Consider the following 15,339-nt stretch of genomic DNA (forward strand, 5'->3'; position numbering starts at 1 on the left):
GCCATGTAGGTATTTTTTATCTACATGGCTCTTTTTTTATTGTCAAAAAGCTAGTAAAAAATGATGTTTAAGCAAAACTTACTACAAAGGAGTTAACAAAAATGGAAACGAAAAAATGGGGATTATGGGTTTTAACAGCATTTGTTATCGGGAATATGGTTGGCGGTGGCGTATTTATGCTTCCAGCAAATTTAGCACAAGTATCAGGGCCAATGGGTTCTACACTCGCATGGAGTATTACAGGCCTTGGCGTATTTATGATTGCACTTGTATTTGGAAATTTAGCGATTCGGAAACCAGAATTAAAAGCTGGACCACAAAGCTATGCTCAAGCGATGTTTCCTTCAAAAAAAGCTGGTAAAGTTGCAGGATATAGTATGGCATGGGGATATTGGGCTGCTAACTGGGCTGCAACAGCATCTGTTATTATTTCCTTTGCTGGATATTTATCAACATTCTTTCCAGTTTTACAAAGTAAGCAAATTCTTTTTTCAATAAATGGATTTTCACTGGAACTCGGAAAAGGGTTAACTTTCCTCGTATGTAGCCTTATGCTGTGGGGAATTCAATATATTCTTTCTCAAAATATTGATCGAGCTGGAAACATGAATCTACTTGCTACCATTGCAAAAATTATCGGATTTACAATGTTTATTGTAATTACATTATTCATTTTCAACGCCTCTAATTTCGGAGATGGTCAAACCTTTATGAATGAAGCTGGACAATCAATCTCATTAGGTGGACAAATCAATTCAGCTGCTATTGCAACACTCTGGGCATTTATCGGTATTGAATCAGCAGTTATGCTTTCTAATCGTGCAAAATCACAGCGCGATGTAAAAAAAGCTACGATTTTCGGATTAATTATCGCTCTTCTTATTTACATGTCAATTACTTTACTTACAATGGGAGCTCTTCCGCAAGATGCTTTAAAAGAGTCTCAAAAACCTTTAGTAGACGCATTAAATTTAGCAATTGGAAATAAAGGTGCATATATAATGGCTTTACTCGCTCTTATATCTTTATTTGGATCTACAGTTGGCTGGATTGTTGTTAGTTCAGAAGTACCTTACCAGGCAGCAAAGAATGGACTTTTCCCTAAGTTTTTCGGGAAAACAAATAAAAAAGGTAGTCCTTCAAAATCATTATTGATTACAAATGTAATGACGCAAATCTTCTTATTTTCAACGATTTCTGGTACTGTTTCAGAAGCGTATAGTTTCGCTATCGTCGTAGCAACATTAGCCTATTTAATTCCATACCTTGTTTCTACTCTGTACCAATTCAAACTGGTTATTACAGGAGAAACGTATGATATAATGCCTGGTTCTCGAATAAAGGACGGGATCATCACTACATTAGCATTTGTATACTCAATTTGGGTTATCAAAACAGGAACTGCTGACTTAAAAACGTTCTTCTTAGGAATTGGATTGTTCGTATTAGGTCTTATTCTTTATCCTGTACTAATGAAAGACTCACAAAAAACGGATTAAATAAAGAGAAGCTGCTGGCTTCTCTTTTTTATTAAAAATCTGTAATTAACTTTTCTTTTAGCTCTCCTACAGATAAAGGTTTCGCATAATAAAATCCCTGCACATAATCACAGCTCATTGATTGTAACAAACTCTCTTGCTCTACTGTTTCTACCCCTTCAGCAACTACTGCTAAATTTAAACTATGAGCAATTTCAATAACGGATTTTACAATCGTTCGTTCTGGTTGTGCGTGATCATAATGAAATTCACGAATAAAATTACGATCAATTTTTACAATATCCAGTGGTAGTTGTTTTAAATAATATAAGGAAGAATAGCCAGTTCCGAAATCATCCAAAGCAATTAAAACACCCATATTTCTTAATTCTTGTAATGTAGCAATAATATAATCAAAATGGCGAACTGCAATACTTTCCGTTATTTCTAATATTAAACGGTTCGGAGGAAAACCAGTCCTCTTTAAAATGCTACGTACAGACAAAATAAAACGTTTCTGCATTAATTGTTGTATAGATAAATTCACAGATAACTTTAGTCCTTCTTGGTAATTTGGCAATGTTTTAAACAATCGGCATGACTTTTCTAATACCCAGTCTCCTAGCTTTATAATAAGTCCAGACTCTTCAGCAACAGGGATAAATTCGCTTGGTGAAATAGGTCCGTCTTCTGTCATACAACGTACTAGAGCTTCTATACCAGAATATCTCTTCGTTTTCAAATCAATAATAGGCTGCAATGCTACATCTAACTCTTCATCACGAATTGCCTTTTGCAAAGCAAACTCAACTTTCATTCTACGATTTATTTTCGCGCGTAGCTCATCTGTAAAGAAACATGCAGCGTTTCTCCCCTGTTCTTTTGCACTATACATAGCTAAGTCAGAGTTTTTCAATAAAGTTTCCACATCTTGTCCGTCTTGTGGATAAGAACAAAGTCCTAGACTAGCTGAAATGTATACTTCATGGCCTTCAAGTATAAATGGTGCCTGGAAACATGACAACACAGATGTCGCTAACTGACTCATATCATCTTGTCTATGATTTTTTGTTAACAGCACAAATTCGTCGCCACCTAGCCTAGCCAGAACATCTTTCTCTCCTAGTACATAATGCAACCTTGAAGCAACTTCGCTTAAAAGTAAATCTCCTATCATATGACCTAACGTATCATTTACTAATTTAAAACGGTCCAAATCAAAGTAAATCATACCAAATTCTTTTTTATCTGCAATCAATTTATTAACGGTCGTTATTAATTGTAAACGGTTAGGCAAACTCGTTAAAGCATCGTGATAGGCAAGTTCCCTATAACGACTTTCACTTAGCCGTAATCTATGTTCCGCTTCTTTTCTACTACTAATATCATTTCGAATTGCGATAAACTGGTATGGCTCTCCTTTTTCATTTAAAAATGGAACAATTGTTGTTTTGACCCAATAATATGTACCATCTTTTGCTCGATTCCGAATCTCACCTGTCCATACTTTCCCATTCAAAATACGTTTCCATAAGTCTTGAAAAAAGGTTTTTGGATGATGTCCTGAATTTAAAATACGGTGATCTTTTCCAATTAATTCTTCTCTTTTGTATTTAGAGATTTCACAAAATTTATCATTTACATATGTAATAAGACCTTTTCGATCTGTAATTGCAACAATTGAAGACTCATCTAATGCTAACTTTAAATCTCGCAATGAAGAGTCATATAATGCATGACCTCTCTGTTCTAGCATGCGCATCTCTCCTTGCTTCTATCTGACTAAAACACAACCTGTTTCTCTTCATAGAAATAGAGATATTTCATTTTCTAATACTAGCCCATTACATAAATTATCTTTTTAAATAGACCGATTAAAATAACATAATATTATTTGTAATAAAAAGCAATATTATACCGTTCCAATTATAACTAGTAGCTTCTCATCTCCCTAATTATTTCGCGCCTTATTATACTGCAATCCCTTTAAGTGGCTCTATGCAAGCCTTGTTTCCAACTAATACCACTCACATCTAATCTCTTTGTTTTTAATAACGAAATAGAAATTAGAACATACTACATAACTATTCACGAATAATAATATAAAACTCTACATCAATGTATATGTTTTTGAATTACAATAACAAAATATTAACATATTTTCACCTTAATTTTGGAAGTATTTTATAAATAAATACCGTATTAAACTAAAAAAGAGGATAGCCTCTTTTTTAGTTTAATACGAATATGGTATTTGCTGATAACCTGGGTATGGCATTGGATACGTTACAGGGTATGGTGATGGATAAGCTACTGGATATGGAGCCGGATAATATCCTCCACTTGTTGCACCTGTTAATGCACCCGCTGTCAGTCCGCCTAACACTCCTCCTGCAAAGCTTCCAGGGAAAAATCCGCCTCCCCATGAACTACCACCACCCCAGCCCCATCCGCCTCCGTGATGATGATGGTGATCATAGTGATTGTGTCCTCCATGGTGATGATGTCCGCCGTTATGATTGTGCCCACCATGATTGTGTCCTCCATGATGATTCCGATAGTACAATCCATTATTTTCTATATAATTCATGTTTCTCCGCTCCTTTTCGATTTTTTCATTTTCATATGCGTTAAGAGTGAGATAAAAAATGGGATAGTACACTGTATGTAGGACAAATGCGGAAAGTATAGGTGAAATGTCTATATTTTGTAAAAAAAGCAAAACACCTTATAATAAAGATGTCATATTACATCTTCTATTTAAGAAGTCTATATTGAAAAAAGATTAGGGGAATTATATAGAAATGAAGAAGCCTATCGTTCAATTACTATTAATATTTACAATTGTATCTATCGTTCTGTTCCTATTAAATACATCGTATATCTCGTTATATACATTTGTCGGTGCTCTATGGTCCATCACAATCGTAGGAATTTCATTCGTTATTTTTATAGAAAATAGATCTCCACAAAGTACATTAGCATGGTTTTTAGTATTAGCACTTCTTCCTATTATAGGTGTGCTTTTATACGCTATTTTCGGACGCAGCCGCTGGAGAAGAAAAAAACATCTCCATCGTTCAGAAGAACAAAGAAAATTATTCCGTGAAATATTAGAAGGAAGAAGACTAGAGTTATTACTCACAGTCCCACTAAATGAACGTTCCTTACATTTAACAGAAGTCATACAAAAATTTGGGGGCGGTCCTGCCGCAGATAAAACAAATACAAAACTTTTAACAAACGGAGATCAAACATTTTCAGAAATTTTGCGAGCTATAGAGCAAGCAAAACATCATATACATATTCAATACTACATTTATAAATCTGATGAAATTGGTACAAAAGTTCGAGATGCTTTAATACAAAAAGCAAAAGATGGTGTTATTGTACGCTTCCTTTATGATGGCCTTGGAAGTAACACGCTAAGAAGACGATTTTTACAACCTATGAAAGAAGCTGGGATTGAAATTGTAGAATTTGACCCTATTTTTTCAGCTTGGTTACTTGAAACTGTCAATTATCGTAACCATCGAAAAATTGTTATTGTAGATGGGAAAATTGGTTTTACCGGAGGACTCAATGTCGGCGATGAATATCTTGGCCGTTCAAAGAAATTTCCTGTTTGGCGTGATAGTCATTTAAAAATAGAAGGAAAAGCATTATATAAATTACAAGCAATCTTTCTAGAAGACTGGCTCTATGCCTCTAGTGGTTTAAATACTTATTCCTGGGATCAATTCATGAATAGACAATACTTCCCAGGTAAAGAGATTTCAAATGCAGAAGGTGCTGTTCAAATCGTAGCAAGCGGACCAAGCTCCGATGATAAAAGTATTCGTAATACATTATTAGCTGTTATGGGCTCTGCAAAAAAATCAATTTGGATTGCTACACCCTACTTTATTCCAGATCAAGAAACTTTAACATTATTACGCTTAAGTGCAATTGCCGGAATAGATGTACGGATTTTATATCCAGGTAAAAGTGATAGCATCATTAGTGATCAAGCATCTCAATCCTATTTCACTCCGCTTTTAAAAGCTGGTGCTTCTATTTACAGTTATAAAGATGGTTTTATGCATGCAAAAATTGTACTCGTTGATGATACAATTGCAACGATTGGAACAGCAAACATGGATGTACGTAGCTTTGAATTGAATTACGAAATTATTAGCGTACTTTATGAATCAAAAACAGTTCACGATATTAAACGTGATTTTGAAGAAGACTTTAAACATTCAACTGAAATTAAATGGAACTCTTTCCAAAAAAGAAGTATAAAAAAACGCATATTGGAGTCTTTCATGAGGCTCATTTCTCCTTTACTGTAAGCAATCAACTTCATCTTGATTGCTTTTTCTTTTCCCTTTATCCTCCTTCCTTTTCTTTGCATACCATATTAAAACAAGTTATCATAAGATGTATTACTTTATGAAAATAATGTTAGGTGGGAAATACATGTTAGAACAATTTCATATACATTCTGATTTAAAACAACAGCTTTCTACGATTCATGAAAAGAATAAACAAGAAGCTGGTGAAAATGCACATTTAATCGGAACGAAAATATATAAAGCGTCTGATAATAGCATTATTGAAGATGCGATTACAGCACTTCTTCTTGGCAAGAACATTCTATTAAAAGGACCGACTGGTAGTGGTAAAACAGTACTAGCGGAAACTCTTTCTTCTTTATTCCAAAAACCAATGCATAGCATTAACTGCTCTGTCGACTTAGATGTAGAAGGTATTTTAGGATACAACACACTACAAACGAAAGATGGTGCATCTGAAGTTTCATTCGTTAACGGTCCTCTTATGAAAGCAATGAAGAACGGTCACTTCCTATATATTGACGAAATCAATATGGCAAAACCTGAAACTTTACCGCTACTTCACGGCGCATTAGATTACCGTAAAATGATCACAAACCCATTTACACAAGAGGTTGTATACGGTGATGACGAATACCGTGTAATTGCTGCGATTAACGAAGGTTACGTTGGAACAAGTGAACTAAATGAAGCATTAAAAAACCGTTTCGTTATTATTGAAGTTCCTTACATTCAAGGTGACACATTAAAAGAACTATTATTAGCAGAATCAAAATTAAATGATGTTGCAACAATTGAAAAGTTTGTTGCATTTGCAAGCGACCTTATGCCTTTAGCTCGCGATGGACGTGTAAGTGAAGAAGCAGCAAGTATTCGTGGTATTATCGACGCATGTGATTTAGGTGTATATATTCCTGTTATGCGCGCTATTGAACGAAGCATAATTGCAAAACTTAATGATGAAACAGAACAAATGACTGTCCGTGAATTAGCAGAAAGTTATTTCTTTGAGGGATAATTTATGAGACAAATTTTTAGTGACAAAAAAATTGATGCGTCGCTGTTTCTACAAATGGAAAATTTAATGTATGCCCTTCTAAAAGAAGACGATGCCTATCTTGAATATGGCTATAAAGCATACTACGACGAAATTGAAAAGAAAGTTGTCATTAGTCACTTTTGGGATGATCGAAAAGAAGAAGATACAGTAATCGGATTAAAAAGCGAAGTGTTCTTAAAAGCACTTGGTAATAAACATTACTCGGACATGACTTTAATTCGTTCGTATGCGATTGAATTGCAAGAATCGCCCCTAAAAAAGTTTTTAACACAATTATTTGTTCTATTAGAAGATTTACGCGTTGAGGAAATCGTAAAGAACTTACGTCCTGGCACGAAACATATTTTTAAACGCCGAAAAGAAATGTACCGCAATTATTTCGGCTCTCAAAATGAAATAAACCGCGTTCGTAATTATCACGGTGATCGTCTATTTTGCCTATGCTATCTTTCATTAACGAGCGATAAATATGAAATGTTTAATAATGAATATTTTGAGCAAATTGAAGCGATTTTACATGAAACATTCCAAGCACGTAATACAGAAGATATTATGTATATCGTTGAGAAAATTCGCTATCGCTTAGAGGCGCTTCTTGAAAGTGATATGCTTAACAACTATTTCGGACATGCTCCACTTTACTTATCTGTTCTTGCAGACGAAAAGAACTGTCGCGTCGAAGGTTTAGCAAATGATGATACGCAGCTTATAGATGACGATGAAAATAAAAACAAAATGGATGAGAGTTTCTCCACATGGCATCGTGAAAATAAAAATAACGAAAACGAGAACTTTTTACGCTTTGAATTAGAAAGCGGAACAAAAACAAACATGATGGGCGATACTGCTCGTGAATCAGAAGATGGCGACCAAGCACTTGGTTCTGTACAAGGTACTTCTCAAAAAAGTACACAATCCAACTTTGATGGCGCTGATACAGAAGAAGCAAGGGCTTCACACGCTTCTAGCCAGCACGACGGTGCATATGGGAAGTATAATGTAGGTGCTTCTCATACATTTAAAGAAGCTCGCAAAGTAAATATTGATGAGAAAAAAGATTACCAAGCTATCAAATCAGTCGTCAATAAAGATGTAAAAGAATTAAAGAAAATTATCGAAAAAACGATTGAAAATAAAACGAATGCGAATAGTGATAAATATTACGGAAGACTTCGTAAGAAATTCCTTCGTATTTATACCGAAAAACAACCACGGATGTTTTATAAAAAAGGACAAGAGTCACAAGAACTCGATGTTGCATTCCAACTGTTAGTTGACTGTTCTGGTTCTATGTATAACAAAATGGAAGAAACGAAGAAGAGTGTTGTACTATTCCATGAAGCTTTAAAATCTTTAAAAATCCCGCACGCTATTAGCGGATTTTGGGAAGATGCCTCTAGCGCTAAACCTGAAGATAAGCCGAACGTTATCCATGAAGTTGTAAATTATAAAAACTCAACGTTACCAAACGTTGGTCCAGAAATTATGCAACTTCGTGAAGAAGAAGATAACCGCGACGGATATATTATTCGTATCGTTTCTGAAAAGCTTGCCAAAAGACCTGAGAAACATAAATTCTTACTAGTCTTCACAGACGGTGAGCCTTCTGCGCTAGACTATCAACAAGACGGAATTTTAGATACGCATGAAGCTGTTAAACTCGCGCGTAAAAGTGGTATGGAAGTAATCGGTATCTTCATCGAAGAAGGCGAAGCGAAAGAAGCAACTTATCAATTGATGAAAAACATTTATAACCATCACTTCTTAGTTGCAAATCATGCTGAAGATTTACGATTGAAGATTAAACCATTGCTGAAAAAACTATTACTGAAGACGATTGAATAGAAAATAGGAGCCTTGTGGCTCCTGTTTTTTCGTTCAATTACTTTGTTTCTGGTTGAAACTTGTATGGAATGGCTACTTCTAACAAAGATTCAAATCCTCCGTCATAGTATGGGAAGCGCTCATTCGCAATTGTTCGATCCACCCACTCTATTGCAGAAATTTCACCTTCATCTTCCGCAATAAGTTCACCTTTTACTACATTCGCTCGGAATGTAAAAAATAGCGCATGATTCCCTGATTCTTCAAAGAATTTTTCATTAATCGCAACAAGTCCAGCTAACGCAGCAGTTAAACCTGTCTCTTCTTTCACTTCTCTTATTAGTGCTTCCTCTAATATTTCACCTTTTTCCACAGCCCCGCCTGGCAATGACCAAACGTTTTGTTCTACATTATGTACCATTAATATTTTATCTGTTTCTTCGTCATGTATTAGTGCATATACGACATCAACTCTCTGCATAAGGCTTCTCTCCCTCCAAAAATGATGAAGAGCCGATTCCTAAGAATCGACTCTTCCTATTAATTCATCACTAACTCAGCTGCAAGCTTTTTTTTTAACTTAGCCAGCATGTCAGTTGTCATTTTATCTAAATCGTATTCTGCTTTGAAGCCCCACTCTTTCATTGCTGCTGTTGCGTCAATAGAGTTTGGCCAGCTATCAGCGATTGTTTGACGAGCTGGATCTACTGCATAATCCATTGTAAACGTCGGAATGTGTTTACGAATTGACGCTGCAATTTGCTCTGGCTCGAAGCTCATTGCTGTAATGTTAAATGCATTTCTATGCACTAGCTTACTTGGATCAGCTTCCATTAATGAAATGATCGCTTGTAAAGCATCAGGCATATACATCATGTCCATGTACGTTCCTTCAGCAATGTATGAGGTGTATGCACCTTTTTTAATCGCCTCATAATAAATTTCAACTGCATAATCAGTTGTTCCGCCTCCTGGAGGAGCTACGTAAGAAATTAAACCTGGGAAACGGACACCGCGCGTATCTACACCAAACTTTTGATAATAATAATCACATAGTAATTCTCCTGCTACTTTGTTTACCCCATACATCGTAGTAGGACGCTGAATTGTATCTTGCGGTGTATTATCTTTTGGCGTCGATGGACCGAATGCACCGATAGAACTTGGCGTGAAGAACTTACAGTTTAATTCACGAGCTGCTTCTAGAGCATTTACAAGTCCACCCATATTTAAATTCCATGCAAATAACGGATTTTTTTCTGCTGTTGCTGAAAGTAAAGCTGCTAAATGAATAATTGTATCTACTTCATTACGCTTTGCGATATCATGTAGTTTTTGTCCATCTGTTACATCTAACGTTTCAAATGGACCAGACGTTACTACTTCACTGTCTGTTTCACGAATATCTGTTGCAATAACATTTGATGCGCCGTATACATCACGAAGTTTCATTACTAGTTCAGAACCAATTTGCCCTAAAGAACCGGTTACTAGAATTTTTTTCATTTTCCCCACTCCTCATTTGCAAGCTATTCAAAAGATGTCGTTACTTAAATGATGCCCATTTCTTTCCCTACTTTTTCATACTTACGAATTGCTTCATCTAACATTTCTTTCGTATGAGCTGCTGTAGGCATATTACGAACACGACCTGTTCCTTTTGCTACAGTTGGGAACACGATAGATTTTGCGTATACGCCTTCTTCATTTAGACGTTTACTAAATTCTTGTGTTAATACTTCGTCCCCAATAATACAAGGTGTAATTGGCGTTTCACTTTCCCCAATGTTAAAGCCAAGTTCTTTTAACCCTTGTTTTAAATAGCGACCGTTTTCCCATAGACGATCATGTAACTCTGTGCTTTCCATTAAGATTTCAATTGATCTCATGCAAGCTGCCGCATCAGCTGGTGTTAATGCTGTAGAGAATAAGAATGGACGTGAACGAACTTTTAACCAGTCAATTAAGTTTTGTTTCCCTGCTACATATCCACCAATTACCCCAATTGCTTTTGATAATGTACCAATTTGGAAATCAACTTTATCAGAAAGACCGAAGTGCTTTACAGTTCCTGCACCTTTTCCAAGTACACCTGAACCGTGTGCATCATCTACGTATGTCATTAAATCTAACTCTTCTGCAATCTCAACAATTTCTGGTAGTTTTGCAACATCTCCATCCATTGAGAAAACACCGTCTGTAATTACCATTAATTTATTATAAAGACCTGATTCTTTCGCCGCGATTGCTTTTTGGCGTAAATCTTCCATATCAGAATGTTTATAAACAATAATTTTTGCTTTTGATAGACGACTACCGTCAATAATAGATGCATGATTTAATTCGTCTGAAAGAATCGCATCATTTTTATCCATAACAGCTGAAATCGCTGCCATATTACAGTTAAATCCTGATTGATAAGCAATTGCTGCTTCTGTATGTTTAAACTTTGCAATTGTTTCTTCTAACTTAATATGCAAATCTAAAGTACCGTTAATTGTACGAACAGCCCCTGCTCCAACACCGTACTTATGAATAGCACCAATTGCTGCTTCTTGCAAACGGCTATCTGTTGCTAATCCAAGATAGTTGTTTGAAGATAAGTTAATATATTCTTTTCCGCCAATTGTAATGATTGGTCCATTCGAACTCTCCAGCGGATCAATTACGTTATAAAGCCCCTTTGATTTTAAATCCTCTAAATTTTCTTCTAAAAATTTCGCAAGTGTTTTACTAGACATTGTGAAGCCTCCCATCGTTCATGTAAGCGAATTATTGTCTTAATAGTTCTAATAATCCCTCTACTAGCTTAACACGTTTTCAGAATTTATTATAGAAAAATAGTTTAAAGTAACCGCTTACAATTCTAGATTATATATGATTCATTACAATAAATCTATCATTTACTTTTCATATTTGATAGAATTAAAAAATATTTAGGGAGGCTTCAAACATGGCATTTACAGAATCTGATGTATACAATAACACAGCATTTTTCGAACAATATATGAAACGAAGATACCGAGAAAATAGCCCAAATGAATCCATTGAAAAACCAGTATTCTTTCAGTTCATTGGTCATGTGCAAGGAAAACAAATTCTCGATTTAGGCTGTGGTGATGCTAAGTTTGGTGCGGAATTATTAGAGAAGGGATGCTACTCTTACACCGGCATTGAAGGCTCCGAGCTTATGTATGGAAAAGCTAAAAAACAACTAGAAAATAAAAATGGATCTGTTCATTTTTTAAACCTCAAAGATTATACCTATCCCTCTTCCACTTTTGATTTAGTAACCTCTAGACTCGCCTTACATTATATTGAACATCTTGATATCATTTTTCAAAATGTGTTTCAAACTTTAAAAACAAATGGCACCTTTACCTTTAGTGTTCAACATCTCGTTATTACTTCTTCATTTGAAAGCTTACAAACAAGTGCTAAAAGAACGAGTTGGCTCGTCGATGATTATTTTAAACTAGGCAAACGGGTTGAACCATGGATTGACCAAGAAGTTATTAAATATCATCGTACAACGGAAGAGTATTTCACATTATTACAGCAAGCCGGATTTACCATTACATCATTAAAAGAAGCTACACCAAATCCAACCTATTTTCAAGATGAAGAAGAGTATAAACGTCGCTTACGTATTCCTCTCTTCCTGTTATTTTCTTGTACCAAATAAAAAAAACGATGACTCACTCATCGTTTTTTTATCTCATTGCCTGAGCAACTTCTTTAACTACACGTCTTCCTCTTCCGTGAGGGATACAAAGCGGTGTTCCAAACAACGGATCCGTACTAATTTGACACTCCATTCGGAATACATCACGTACTAGTTTCTCATCTACCACTTCTTCAGGTTTACCTTGTGCATATATTTGTTTATCTTGAATTGCTACAATGTTATCTGCATAGCGGCATGCTAAATTCAGATCATGTAATACCATAACAATTGTTCTTTGTTCTGTTTCATTTAATTCGAATAATAAATCTAACACTTCAATTTGGTGAGTCATATCTAAGTATGTAGTTGGCTCATCCAGTAAAATGATATCTGTATCTTGTGCAAGTGTCATTGCGATCCAAGCACGTTGACGCTGCCCACCTGAAAGAGCATGCACATCACGCTCAGCAAATTCTGTCATACCTGTTGCTGCAAGTGCCTTCTGTACCATTTCCTCGTCTTTTTCTGACCATTGCTTCAGCCATGTTTGATATGGATAGCGTCCTTGCTTTACAAGTTGTAATACTGTAAGTCCTTCTGGTGCTTGTGGTCCTTGCGGTAAAATCGCCATTTGACGAGCAATTTGCTTCGTTTGCATACTTTGAATTGCTTGATTATCTAACAAAATATCACCATTTGTTGGCTTTAATAATCTGGCTAGTGAACGTAATAAAGTTGATTTCCCGCAACCGTTAGAACCGATAAAAATTGTAATTTCACCTTTTGGAATTTCTAAGTTCAGCTCATCAATAATAATTGTTTCACCATAAGACAACGTCAAGCGTTTCGTCTCCAATGCTTTTTGCATATTCATCTCCCTTTATGAATTCCGACTTTTATAAAGTAAATAAATGAAATAAGGTGCACCAATTGCTGATGTAAATACCCCTGCTGGAATTTCAAGTGGTGTGAAAATTGTACGCCCTATTAAATCTGCAGCAAGTACTAGAATTGCACCGACAATAGCTGCAACTGGGAGTAATGCACCGTATAAAGAACCAACTAATCTTCGTGAAATATGAGGTGCCATTAAACCGACAAATCCAATCCCTCCGGCAAAAGCTACCGCACCACCAATTAAAGCTGTACTAAGTAATAACATAAATACACGCGACTTCGTTAAAGGAACCCCAAGTCCTACCGCTATATCATCCCCTAGCTCTTGTGCATTTAAATGCCTAGCTGCGATAAATGATATTACTGTTAAAATGAGAACCCAAGGCGCAAGTACCATAACATTTTGCCAAGAAGAGCCGTAAACGGTACCCGTAATCCATACATTCGCTTGGCTCGCTTGATAAATTGGTGCTAGTAACATAAATAATGTTGTCGCCGCCTTCGTTAATGCCCAAAATCCAACACCAATTAAAACGAGACTAATTGGTGATAATCCATCATTTTTCCATGCAAATAAGTATACAAAAACCGCTACAATCGTTGCTCCTGCAAAAGCTGCGAGCGGCATATAATGAATACTTACCGTTAGTGCATTATTTTTATCACTAAATAGCGCTAAAAATAATACAACTGCGACACTTGCCCCGCCCGTAATCCCGATGATATCAGGAGAAGCAAGCGGATTTCGAACGAGCCCTTGTAAAATACAGCCCGCTACCGCAAGCGCAATTCCTACGAGGATAGCAATTAAAATACGTGGCATACGAAACTTATTTACAACCATATTTGACATTGCATCGCCATTTCCGGTAATTGCTTGCCATACGTCATAAGGAGCAATTTTCATGTCTCCCATACCTGCGCTCGCAAAGAATAATCCTATTAAAACAACTAGTAAACTTAACAAGACGAGACAAGCTCGTTTATACATTAAAAACGAGAGCTCGCCTTTTCCTATACGAAACGGAATATATTTCTTCATTTGCTAAGCCCTCTCTTACGTGCAATATAAATAAAGAACGGTGCTCCAATAAATGCTGTCATAACTCCTACTGGTACTTCTTGTGGCATAATGACATATCTTGCTGCTATATCAGCCAATATTAGTAGTATTGCACCTAACAATCCGCTATAAGGCACTCTCCATCTGTGGTCAACTCCAACAAGAAATCTAGCAAAATGCGGAGTAATAATTCCAATAAATCCAATTGGGCCAGCAACCGCAACTGAACCACCAGACAATAGTACAATAATAAGTAACACGAATGATTTCATTAAAATTGTTCGTTGTCCAAGTCCTTTCGCGACGTCTTCTCCCATCATCAATGTATTTACTTTCCCTGCCATCATAAGAGACGCAATCCATCCTATTAATAAATATGGGAATACAGATTGTAAAATTTCTAACTTTCTCCCTTGCACAGATCCGGCAAGCCAAAATAATACCTCTTCAAGCGCTTTTTCATTTAACACAAGTAATCCTTGTGTTAATGATGAAAATAACGCACTAATTGCGACCCCTGCTAACGTTAACTTAAGAGGAGTAGTCCCTTCTTTTCCTAAAGAACTAGAAGCAAATACAAGTACAGCGGCAACCGCCGCTCCTAAAAAGGCAATCCATGTGAAAGCTGATAATGATGTTACTGAAAAGATTACAATTGCTACAACTATGAAGAACGCAGCACCTGAATTTAATCCAATAAAATCTGGAGAAGCAAGTGGATTCTTAGTTAAAGTTTGCATAAGACAACCCGCGATGGCTAAACTAGCACCAACACTTGCTGCTATAAGTGCCCTTGGAAGGCGCACATTTTGAATAATAATATGTTCATTAGAACCATTAAAATGGAAAAAAGCATCTAGCGCTAATTTCCAGCTCGTATTTGTATATCCGAAAATAATACTTCCCCAAATACAAATAACGACTGCAATGATTCCAACAAATAATCCAATCCATTTTGCTTGATTTGTTTTTAATAACATGCAGCGTTTCCCCTTCAATGTATAATGATACGT

At 36.0% G+C, this 15,339-nt stretch carries 13 protein-coding genes; 5 read left to right on the forward strand and 8 right to left on the reverse strand.

Features of this window, described 5'->3' with window-relative positions; translation table 11 throughout:
- Positions 1 to 101 precede the first annotated feature (101 nt).
- On the forward strand, positions 102 to 1,499 hold the full coding sequence (locus tag AC1Q51_RS22895; RefSeq protein WP_000448446.1) for an amino acid permease: 1,398 nt from the start codon (positions 102 to 104) through the stop codon (positions 1,497 to 1,499).
- Between the two features lie 31 nt (positions 1,500 to 1,530).
- On the opposite strand, the gene AC1Q51_RS22900 is transcribed toward AC1Q51_RS22895, so the two are convergent.
- Positions 1,531 to 3,234, reverse strand: coding sequence for a putative bifunctional diguanylate cyclase/phosphodiesterase (locus AC1Q51_RS22900; protein ID WP_064532017.1), 1,704 nt, complete (start codon positions 3,232 to 3,234; stop codon positions 1,531 to 1,533).
- A gap of 480 nt (positions 3,235 to 3,714) precedes the next feature.
- A complete protein-coding gene (locus AC1Q51_RS22905; RefSeq protein ID WP_001106379.1) occupies positions 3,715 to 4,068 on the reverse strand; it encodes a hypothetical protein in 354 nt (117 codons plus the stop codon).
- 214 nt (positions 4,069 to 4,282) lie between these two features.
- On the opposite strand from AC1Q51_RS22905, the gene AC1Q51_RS22910 reads away from it, so the two are divergent.
- The 3 genes from AC1Q51_RS22910 to AC1Q51_RS22920 all read left to right on the forward strand — a co-directional run bounded on the left by AC1Q51_RS22910 (position 4,283) and on the right by AC1Q51_RS22920 (position 8,720).
- Positions 4,283 to 5,812 (forward strand): cardiolipin synthase, encoded by a 1,530-nt coding sequence (locus tag AC1Q51_RS22910; protein WP_098235149.1) that lies wholly within the window; start codon positions 4,283 to 4,285, stop codon positions 5,810 to 5,812.
- Positions 5,813 to 5,939: 127 nt separating this feature from the next.
- Positions 5,940 to 6,833: an ATP-binding protein gene (locus AC1Q51_RS22915; protein ID WP_000892988.1), complete on the forward strand. Its 894-nt coding sequence runs from the start codon at positions 5,940 to 5,942 to the stop codon at positions 6,831 to 6,833.
- A gap of 3 nt (positions 6,834 to 6,836) precedes the next feature.
- Positions 6,837 to 8,720, forward strand: coding sequence for a vWA domain-containing protein (locus tag AC1Q51_RS22920; protein WP_492331736.1), 1,884 nt, complete (start codon positions 6,837 to 6,839; stop codon positions 8,718 to 8,720).
- 37 nt (positions 8,721 to 8,757) lie between these two features.
- Here AC1Q51_RS22920 and AC1Q51_RS22925 read toward each other — a convergent pair whose 3' ends face one another.
- Genes AC1Q51_RS22925 through AC1Q51_RS22935 form a run of 3 tightly spaced genes read right to left on the reverse strand, consistent with a single transcriptional unit; the run spans position 8,758 to position 11,440 of the window.
- A complete protein-coding gene (locus tag AC1Q51_RS22925) occupies positions 8,758 to 9,180 on the reverse strand; it encodes an NUDIX hydrolase (protein ID WP_069354954.1) in 423 nt (140 codons plus the stop codon).
- 59 nt (positions 9,181 to 9,239) lie between these two features.
- On the reverse strand, positions 9,240 to 10,205 hold the full coding sequence (locus AC1Q51_RS22930) for an L-threonine 3-dehydrogenase (RefSeq protein ID WP_016083557.1): 966 nt from the start codon (positions 10,203 to 10,205) through the stop codon (positions 9,240 to 9,242).
- A 44-nt stretch (positions 10,206 to 10,249) separates the two neighbouring features.
- The gene (locus tag AC1Q51_RS22935) at positions 10,250 to 11,440 is read right to left on the reverse strand and encodes a glycine C-acetyltransferase (RefSeq protein WP_000095906.1); all 1,191 of its coding nucleotides are present in this window, start codon (positions 11,438 to 11,440) and stop codon (positions 10,250 to 10,252) included.
- 212 nt (positions 11,441 to 11,652) lie between these two features.
- On the opposite strand from AC1Q51_RS22935, the gene AC1Q51_RS22940 reads away from it, so the two are divergent.
- Positions 11,653 to 12,384 carry a class I SAM-dependent DNA methyltransferase gene (locus AC1Q51_RS22940; protein ID WP_492331737.1) on the forward strand — a complete coding sequence of 244 codons (732 nt, stop codon included), beginning with the start codon at positions 11,653 to 11,655 and terminating at the stop codon, positions 12,382 to 12,384.
- 28 nt (positions 12,385 to 12,412) lie between these two features.
- Here the strand turns inward: AC1Q51_RS22940 and AC1Q51_RS22945 are convergent, their stop codons facing one another.
- From AC1Q51_RS22945 to AC1Q51_RS22955, 3 genes are read right to left on the reverse strand one after another with little or no spacing between them, the layout of a single operon-like run.
- Positions 12,413 to 13,234, reverse strand: coding sequence for an ABC transporter ATP-binding protein (locus AC1Q51_RS22945; protein ID WP_001167953.1), 822 nt, complete (start codon positions 13,232 to 13,234; stop codon positions 12,413 to 12,415).
- A 12-nt stretch (positions 13,235 to 13,246) separates the two neighbouring features.
- The gene (locus AC1Q51_RS22950; protein WP_000760057.1) at positions 13,247 to 14,305 is read right to left on the reverse strand and encodes a FecCD family ABC transporter permease; all 1,059 of its coding nucleotides are present in this window, start codon (positions 14,303 to 14,305) and stop codon (positions 13,247 to 13,249) included.
- Positions 14,302 to 15,306: a FecCD family ABC transporter permease gene (locus AC1Q51_RS22955; protein ID WP_000925211.1), complete on the reverse strand. Its 1,005-nt coding sequence runs from the start codon at positions 15,304 to 15,306 to the stop codon at positions 14,302 to 14,304. Before AC1Q51_RS22955 ends, AC1Q51_RS22950 begins: the two co-directional genes overlap by 4 nt.
- Positions 15,307 to 15,339 lie beyond the last annotated feature (33 nt).

It is taken from the genome of Bacillus sp. MT94 (assembly GCF_058792475.1).

Bases quoted from the DNA above. Each gene is read 5' to 3' on its own strand.
- AC1Q51_RS22925 (WP_069354954.1), bottom strand. From the start codon at position 9,180: ATGCAGAGAGTTGATGTCGTATATGCACTAATACATGACGAAGAAACA.
- AC1Q51_RS22950 (WP_000760057.1), bottom strand. From the start codon at position 14,305: ATGAAGAAATATATTCCGTTTCGTATAGGAAAAGGCGAGCTCTCGTTT.
- AC1Q51_RS22955 (WP_000925211.1), bottom strand. From the start codon at position 15,306: ATGTTATTAAAAACAAATCAAGCAAAATGGATTGGATTATTTGTTGGA.
- AC1Q51_RS22920 (WP_492331736.1), top strand. From the start codon at position 6,837: ATGAGACAAATTTTTAGTGACAAAAAAATTGATGCGTCGCTGTTTCTA.
- AC1Q51_RS22940 (WP_492331737.1), top strand. From the start codon at position 11,653: ATGGCATTTACAGAATCTGATGTATACAATAACACAGCATTTTTCGAA.
- AC1Q51_RS22935 (WP_000095906.1), bottom strand. From the start codon at position 11,440: ATGTCTAGTAAAACACTTGCGAAATTTTTAGAAGAAAATTTAGAGGAT.
- AC1Q51_RS22900 (WP_064532017.1), bottom strand. From the start codon at position 3,234: ATGCTAGAACAGAGAGGTCATGCATTATATGACTCTTCATTGCGAGAT.
- AC1Q51_RS22930 (WP_016083557.1), bottom strand. From the start codon at position 10,205: ATGAAAAAAATTCTAGTAACCGGTTCTTTAGGGCAAATTGGTTCTGAA.
- AC1Q51_RS22905 (WP_001106379.1), bottom strand. From the start codon at position 4,068: ATGAATTATATAGAAAATAATGGATTGTACTATCGGAATCATCATGGA.
- AC1Q51_RS22910 (WP_098235149.1), top strand. From the start codon at position 4,283: ATGAAGAAGCCTATCGTTCAATTACTATTAATATTTACAATTGTATCT.
- AC1Q51_RS22895 (WP_000448446.1), top strand. From the start codon at position 102: ATGGAAACGAAAAAATGGGGATTATGGGTTTTAACAGCATTTGTTATC.
- AC1Q51_RS22915 (WP_000892988.1), top strand. From the start codon at position 5,940: ATGTTAGAACAATTTCATATACATTCTGATTTAAAACAACAGCTTTCT.
- AC1Q51_RS22945 (WP_001167953.1), bottom strand. From the start codon at position 13,234: ATGCAAAAAGCATTGGAGACGAAACGCTTGACGTTGTCTTATGGTGAA.